6 protein-coding genes are annotated in these 7,340 nt (G+C 44.9%); 2 read left to right on the top strand and 4 right to left on the bottom strand.

Features of this window, described 5'->3' with window-relative positions; translation table 11 throughout:
- Positions 1-305: 305 nt before the first annotated feature.
- Positions 306-1,391 carry an HD-GYP domain-containing protein gene (locus tag C7R93_RS29805; RefSeq protein WP_208637864.1) on the bottom strand — a complete coding sequence of 362 codons (1,086 nt, stop codon included), beginning with the start codon at positions 1,389-1,391 and terminating at the stop codon, positions 306-308.
- A gap of 166 nt (positions 1,392-1,557) precedes the next feature.
- Positions 1,558-4,092 carry a DNA gyrase subunit A gene (gene gyrA / locus C7R93_RS29800; protein ID WP_106842165.1) on the bottom strand — a complete coding sequence of 845 codons (2,535 nt, stop codon included), beginning with the start codon at positions 4,090-4,092 and terminating at the stop codon, positions 1,558-1,560.
- A gap of 559 nt (positions 4,093-4,651) precedes the next feature.
- Here gyrA and C7R93_RS29795 point away from each other — a divergent pair.
- Both C7R93_RS29795 and C7R93_RS29790 read left to right on the top strand, forming a co-directional pair.
- Positions 4,652-5,377: a response regulator transcription factor gene (locus C7R93_RS29795; RefSeq protein WP_106842164.1), complete on the top strand. Its 726-nt coding sequence runs from the start codon at positions 4,652-4,654 to the stop codon at positions 5,375-5,377.
- Positions 5,374-6,738, top strand: coding sequence for a sensor histidine kinase (locus C7R93_RS29790; RefSeq protein WP_106842163.1), 1,365 nt, complete (start codon positions 5,374-5,376; stop codon positions 6,736-6,738). The genes C7R93_RS29795 and C7R93_RS29790 overlap by 4 nt, the downstream gene beginning before the upstream one ends.
- Here the strand turns inward: C7R93_RS29790 and C7R93_RS30890 are convergent.
- Both C7R93_RS30890 and C7R93_RS30885 read right to left on the bottom strand, forming a co-directional pair.
- The gene (locus tag C7R93_RS30890; protein ID WP_244191699.1) at positions 6,735-7,034 is read right to left on the bottom strand and encodes a hypothetical protein; all 300 of its coding nucleotides are present in this window, start codon (positions 7,032-7,034) and stop codon (positions 6,735-6,737) included. The two genes, C7R93_RS29790 and C7R93_RS30890, sit on opposite strands and share 4 nt — an antisense overlap.
- Positions 7,034-7,340 (bottom strand): MFS transporter (locus C7R93_RS30885; protein ID WP_244191698.1); only part of this gene is annotated, 307 nt, incomplete at its 5' end. The genes C7R93_RS30885 and C7R93_RS30890, both read right to left, overlap by 1 nt.

Genomic DNA, 7,340 nt, shown 5'->3' with positions numbered 1-7,340 from the left:
GTTTTCAAAGAGCATTTTGTCCGTCGCTCTTGAGGCGACTTTTCTATCTTATCATGCCGTCTAGGCTTTTGCAAGATGTTTTTTTTAAAAATCTTGTTCCGCTTAGCGGCGACAATTCAATATTCTATCAAACATTGCTCAAGAAGTAAATAGCTTTTATAACTTTTCTTCTTGAAGTGTTGCTTCAACCGAAGCGACAAGATGTATCTTATCACGTATTTTTAAACTGTACAAGAGGTTTTTATAATTAAATTGAATTTATTTAAGTCACAATAAAAGAGAGGCGAATCACTCGCCTCTCTTTCTTACTGTTCCATTACTCTCACAATAGATAAATGTCTGGCTTCGACCAAGTTTACGATTTTTCCACCTGTTTCAACCATTGGTCTCGTTGGGTGATTACGATCTGTAAAGACGATCTTCCCGATTGTTCCATCACTTAATTCAACGAGCGTTCCTACAGCAAATTGAGTGATCCCCTCCACAAATGTCCGAACAATGGTAGGATCTAGTTTCCCGAAGCTATCCTGCACTAATTGCTCCACTACTTGATAGGGAGACAATGCCTTTTGGTGAACACGATCCGAGCTCATTGCATGATACACATCAGCCACAGCGACAATTTTACTGTACAAATGCAGTTTAGAACCAGGCAAACCTAGCGGATAGCCTGAACCATCTTCTCGCTCATGATGTTGCAAAGCCGCTAATGCTACACCTTCACTTAAACCGTGAGACGACTTAATAATTTGGTAGCCATAAACGGTATGCTTTTTCATCTCTTCGAATTCGTCTAGTGTAAGCTTCCCTGGTTTTTGCAAAATCCGCCGATCAATTTTCGTTTTTCCAATATCGAGCAATGTACCCGCCAATGCGACCTGCATCCATTCCTTTTCAGGTACCTTGATCCATTTTGCGATCATAAAAGAAATAATCCCAACCGCTATGGCATGCTCATAGGCATAGCTATCCATCCTTGCAAAACGCCGAAGGGAGAGGAGAACTTGAGGTTGCTCCTGAAACTCCGTAATGATCGGCGTCACAACTTCTCTGACTTCCATAACCGGTATGTTATTGCCGCCTTGTACGCGGGTCATCAAATTTTTCAGTGTAGACACTGCTTTATCAAATGACTCCTGAAACACAGGCTTCACTTGAGTAAACTTATCAGAAGCTTCTGGCGTATCTACCTTAGTTGGTTCGCCCTGGTCAGTCCAAGCCCCTCCTGAATCCTCTACTTGTACCTGCTTGATCATGAACGCTTCTAAGAATTGAACTTCTCTTTCATAGAGAGGGGTTCCTTTTGCAAAAAGAATGCCTCCCAATGCTGTTAATACGTCTTCAGCCAATTTTGCTCCAAGAGTCAGTTGTTTCACTTCCACATTGGGCAACCTGCTCACCACCCGATCCAACTTGTTAATGATATAGTATCCATTTCCCAATTTTACTCCAAACCCAAACCATTTGCAGGAAAAAAGCACTGGTTAAGATAAACTTTCTGCACTTACACGAAAAAACGCCCCGCATTATGCGGGACGCTTTCGTCGTGATTTTCTTTTATTCTTCTGTCGGTTCGGTAGGATCGGTAGGATCTGTTGCTTCGACAGTCTCCCCGTCTTGCAAATCTGCGATTCCCTCTTCCGCATCTTCATCCGGCATATCCTCTTCCTCAGTTGGAGGACACTTGGCGACTGATCCCACCTGCTCGTTTTCAGACAAACGGATCAGTTTAACACCTTGCGTGTAACGCCCCATCACAGAAATACCTTTCATTTCTGTGCGAATGATGATACCAGAAGTGGTAATAATCATCAGATCTTCTTCAGGCTCAACGACTTTCAGACCAACGACCGGACCGCTTCGATCGGTTACGTTGTGTGTCTTAATTCCTTTACCGCCACGCGATTGAATGCGGTATTCATCAACAGGGGTCCGTTTTCCGTAACCATTCGCAGTTACAATGAGCACTTCTGCATTTGGTTTGATAACGTCCATATCGATGACATCATCATCGTCGTCTAGGGTAATCCCCTTCACACCGGTGGCGTTACGTCCCATCGTACGAACGTCTCCCTCGTTGAAGCGAACAGACATGCCTTTGTGAGTACCCATGATGATTTGTTGTTGGCCATCCGTCAAACGAACACCTATCAATTCATCATCCTCGCGCAGGTTAACCGCAATCAGTCCGCCTTTGCGAATATTTCCATAGGACTCCAGCGTCGTTTTCTTAATAATCCCCTTCTTGGTCGCAAAGAACAGGTAATGTTCTTGATCAAACTCCTTCACAGGGATTACCGCACTAACTCGCTCTCCTTTTTCAATCTGTATGAGATTGATAATTGGAGTGCCTTTCGCTGTCCGGCTCAGATCAGGAATCTCGAATCCTTTTAGGCGATAAACCTTCCCTTTGCTCGTGAAGAACATGATGTAATCATGCGAGTTGGTAATGTACAGATGCTCGACAAAATCGTCATCCTTGGTTCCCAACCCCTGCACGCCACGTCCACCGCGTTTTTGCGAACGGTAGGTAGAAACAGGCAGACGCTTGATATAACCGTCATGCGTCAGGGTGATTACGACATCTTCCTCTGGGATCAAATCAGCATCTTCGATATGATTCTCATCGAAAGTAATTTCCGTGCGTCTTTCATCGCCAAACTTCTCTTTGATCTCACCCAGCTCTTCGCGGATGATCGCGTAGATTTTGGCTTCGTCTGCAAGAATAGCACGCAGTTCTGCGATTTTTACCATGAGCTCTTGGTATTCGTTCTCGATTTTTTCTCGTTCCAAACCAGTCAGGCGTTGCAGACGCATATCGAGAATGGCCTGTGCCTGCTCATAGGACAGGGAGTAATTTTCCATGAGTCCGTTGCGAGCTTCTTCCGTGGTTTGAGAAGAACGAATCAAGCTGATAATCTCGTCAATATGATCCAATGCAATGCGCAAGCCTTCCAAGATATGCGCACGAGCCTCTGCTTGCTTGAGATCATATTCGGTCCTTCTGCGGATAATGACGCGTTGGTGCTCCAAATAGTAATAGAGCATGTCGCGCAGATTCAGTACACGCGGACGACTGTCAACGAGCGCCAGCATATTCACACCAAATGTAGACTGCATTTGGGTATGCTTAAACAAGTTGTTCAACACAACCTTTGGAATAACGTCACGTCGCAATTCCATGACGATACGCATTCCTTTGCGGTCAGACTCATCACGAAGGTCGGTAATGCCTTCGATTTTTTTCTCGCGTACAAGCTCCGCGATTTTTTCCACGAGTCTAGCCTTATTCACCTGATAAGGAATCTCTGTTACGATGATGCGCGGTTTTCCTTTCCCATCCTCTTCAATCTGGGTTTTGGCGCGCATAATAATGGAACCACGGCCTGTTTCATAGGCACGACGAATACCACTGTAACCGAGAATCTCCCCCGCTGTAGGGAAGTCAGGCCCCTTGATGATTTTCATCAAATCTTGAATCGTAATATCAGGATTGTCGATCATGGCAATGACGCCATCAACGACTTCCGTCAAGTTATGCGGTGGAATATTGGTAGCCATACCTACAGCAATCCCTGATGCCCCATTCAAAAGCAGGTTCGGGAAACGAGAAGGCAATACAACCGGCTCTTCTTTGCGTCCGTCGTAGTTAGGAATGAAATCGACCGTTTCTTTATCAATATCGCGCAAAAGCTCCAGCGCGAGCTTGGAAAAACGCGACTCCGTATAACGCATCGCCGCTGCCGGGTCGCCGTCTACAGAACCGAAGTTCCCTTGCCCTTCAACCAGCATGTAGCGCATGTTAAAATCTTGGGCCATACGTACCATCGCTTCATAGATGGAAGAGTCACCATGCGGATGGTAATTCGCCATTACTTCCCCGACAACGTTTGCCGATTTACGGAACGGCTTGTCAGGAGTAAGACCCATATCGTGCATGGCATACAAAATACGCCTGTGTACAGGCTTTAAACCATCGCGAACGTCAGGCAAAGCCCGACTGACGATAACGCTCATCGCATAGCTAATGAACGATTCCCTCATTTCGTGGCTAATATCGACTTTTGGAAACCGAGCAGTTTCTTCTGCCATAAAGGGTAAACCTCCAACTGGTTATCACAATACTTCATTATACCATATAGAGAGAGGGCACGTCCAAAAAATCCAGTAGAATCAATCCATTTCCTCGGAATTTCTCCCCGTTTTGGTAGTACACTCACGAATTTTGTAGTATCCCTGAATATTCCAGCCCTGTTTCACACTGGTCATCACACAAAACAAAAAAGGCCCCTACATTCTGGCGCCTAGAATTTCACGTTTCTCAACTTGTATTTGTCATCATCTTTACAGCTTCACGACCATTTCCAATTCGGAGGAGCGAATTATTGTCTTCGTATCGATTAACAATGCGAACGTAATCGCGATCATCTGTAGTAGTTTTCTCATGGTGTATCCCTCCGTTTATTGAATGTACTTTGATTTTACACGGAATGAACACTTCCTCCCATCGATTTGGGTTTCATATTCCTTACACTATTGTAAGAAACGTAGGGAAGTATGGGAAAAGTGTGGGAAATGCCTCCAACAACTGCTTAAGTCCGTTTGAAGATGTACAATAAAATGAGAATCTAAAGGTTCGCGGAGGATACCTATGAAGACCTTTCACGTTGCCATCGTAGACGATGACATCAATATTCGTCAGATCGTCGAAGCCTATCTGCAAAAGGAAGGCTATGTTACAACTGCCGTTGAATCAGCCGAAGAGGCTATTACTTTAGAGCAAGAGAATCCTCCCGATCTATGGGTATTGGATATCATGCTACCAGGTATGAATGGCTATGAGTTTTGCCGACGTATTCGCACTGGCTCAGAAACGCCAATTATCATGGTTTCTGCACGTGACGAAGAAGTAGACAAGATTCTTGGACTCGAGCTAGGAAGTGACGATTATCTCACTAAGCCTTTTAGTCCTCGTGAATTAGTTGCACGCGTGAATCGGGCACTCCAGCGTTGGAAGCAGATGAAATCCCTTGTGGAAGAATCCCCATTCATTGCCAAAGACAAAAACCCGGAAGAAGCTGCTGACAGTGCTCTTGTATTAGATAAGGAAAAACGACTGGTATATTCTTTTGGGGAGGAAATAGAGGTGACCTCAAAGGAGTTTCAGGTGCTCAGCCTATTATCTGAACATCCGAATCGAGCTTTTTCCCGCGATGAGCTGCTCTCACTAATATGGGGATATGATTATTTTGGAAGTGATCGAGTGGTTGATGATCTCATTCGTCGTATCCGAAAAAAGCTGGACAAAATCCCTCTCGAAACCGTTTGGGGCTTTGGGTATCGCCTGCGAACTTTGGAAGGGACGAAGGATGAATGAGTATCCAATTTCGCATTACGTTGATGTTCGCCCTTCTCCTCTGCCTTGTTATGGGGGTATCCGCTGTCCTGATCAATTCGTTTCTGCTGGATAATTTGATCGAGCAGCAAAAGAATGAATTAAACCTAAAAGGTCGATTCTGGATTGAAAAAATGAACGAATCGAATGTAAAGATTGAAACAGAGGGAGTCGCAGAACTCGAAAAGCTTCTCGTCTCCAATCGCAAGATAGAAGTTTTGCTCTTAGGCAAAAAGAAAAAGGTGCTCTACACGTCATTGCCTTCTTCCAATTTGAATGAGTGGATGGATGCCCTTGTGCGAAAAGTGGAGAAAAGGCAAAATCGAAACATATGGATGGTCGGTAGCGATGATTACGTGGTCGTTAACTTGCCTTTTAAAAATGACGAAAAGCAACGACTGATTCTGGCCTCTCCTGTACGTGGACTAAAAGACATTCGTATGGAGATGACGAATAACATATTACTCATCGTTTTGATTGGAGCCGTATCCACCATTTTGCTCAGCTTTTTTATTACGCGTAGTATGGTGCAGCCACTACATAAATTGACAAGAGAAATTAAAAAGGTTCAAGCAAGACGTTTTTCCGATGTCAAACTCATTCCTGCTCGCGGCGAGATCGCTGAAGTCTCGAATAGTGTTTACTCCATGGCCCAAGAGCTCGATCGCTTTCATGAAATCCAGCGGCAATTTTTACAGAATGCTTCCCACGAGCTAAAAACGCCTCTCATGTCCATTCAAGGATATGCCGAGGGAATTCGCGATGGCGTTTTTGTTGGTGATGCTGCTGAAAAAGGGTTTGATGTCATCGTAGAGGAAACCAATCGATTAAAGCATATTGTGACTGAAATTATATTGTTGGCCAAGCTTGAAGGCGAAGAGAATTTGTTTGATCCGTCATGGCATTCCGCTACAGACCTGGTGACTCGGGCCATTGAGCGTTTACACCCTTTGCAGCTCCAGCACAATGTGACGATTTCTGTACGTCCGACTAAAACCAATGACATCGTGTACGTCGATGAGGGGAAGTTTCTCCAAGCCTTGCTGAATATCATTGGAAATGCTTTGCGCCATGCCAAGGATCAGATCACGATCGAAATAAAACCAGGCAAACGTCAGCTCCAGATAGAAGTACAAGATGATGGTGAGGGAATCCCGGAAGAGCTTCTTCCCCATTTATTTCATCGTTTTGTGAAAGGAAAAAATGGTGATGTCGGACTGGGACTAGCTATTTCCCGAGCGATCATCGAACGTTCGCACGGCCGTCTCCAAGCAGAAAATGGTCCTCTTCACGGCGCTGTTTTCCACATTATCCTCCCAATATATTCGCAGCCTGAAAACTAACACCCGAGTGATCTAGTGTCCACTCGGGTGTTTTTTCTTTCAATCGATATATTTACCTCTACATGTTCCCGGAAATTTTCGCCTGCAGCTATAAAATGAGTACCGATTAAACCATTTGTAGAGAGACCGCAAATAAAAAAGCTGCCAGCCAACAACCAAAAATCAAAGGAACGGAACCCCCTCACTAAACCATCAATAGCGGCACGAAAAGGATTCTGCTTAATGCCTTCTATTTCTTGATCAACTTCAGTTGCGCCAAATGCCTGAAGTCCCTTATTACTTGGTCGATCGCGCATCAAGACAGCCACGATCGGAACCAAATCAGAGCCGCTGTTGCAATCACCCACGATACCGTACGCCAGCCATCTGATTCCGCCAAGCTTGCAAGAAGAGGAAGGAATACCAACTGTCCTGTTGCACCACTCGCTGTTAATATACCCATAACCAATCCTCGTTGCTTCACAAACCACCGATTTGCAATCATCGCTCCCAATACGGAAGCCGTACACCCTGAACCCAGTCCAACTACGACTCCCCCAAAGTACAGTCGCAAACACAAAAAAACCATCCGAAATGGATGGCTTCTTTTATTCCCTGAAAAC

This window comes from Brevibacillus fortis, from assembly GCF_003013395.1.
Taxonomy (GTDB): domain Bacteria; phylum Bacillota; class Bacilli; order Brevibacillales; family Brevibacillaceae; genus Brevibacillus; species Brevibacillus fortis.
This window is presented reverse-complemented; position numbering and strand designations above follow the sequence as displayed.

Excerpts from the sequence above, each read along its gene's own strand:
- gyrA (WP_106842165.1), bottom strand. The coding sequence starts at position 4,092 with ATGGCAGAAGAAACTGCTCGGTTTCCAAAAGTCGATATTAGCCACGAA.
- C7R93_RS29795 (WP_106842164.1), top strand. The coding sequence starts at position 4,652 with ATGAAGACCTTTCACGTTGCCATCGTAGACGATGACATCAATATTCGT.
- C7R93_RS29790 (WP_106842163.1), top strand. The coding sequence starts at position 5,374 with ATGAGTATCCAATTTCGCATTACGTTGATGTTCGCCCTTCTCCTCTGC.
- C7R93_RS30890 (WP_244191699.1), bottom strand. The coding sequence starts at position 7,034 with ATGCGCGATCGACCAAGTAATAAGGGACTTCAGGCATTTGGCGCAACT.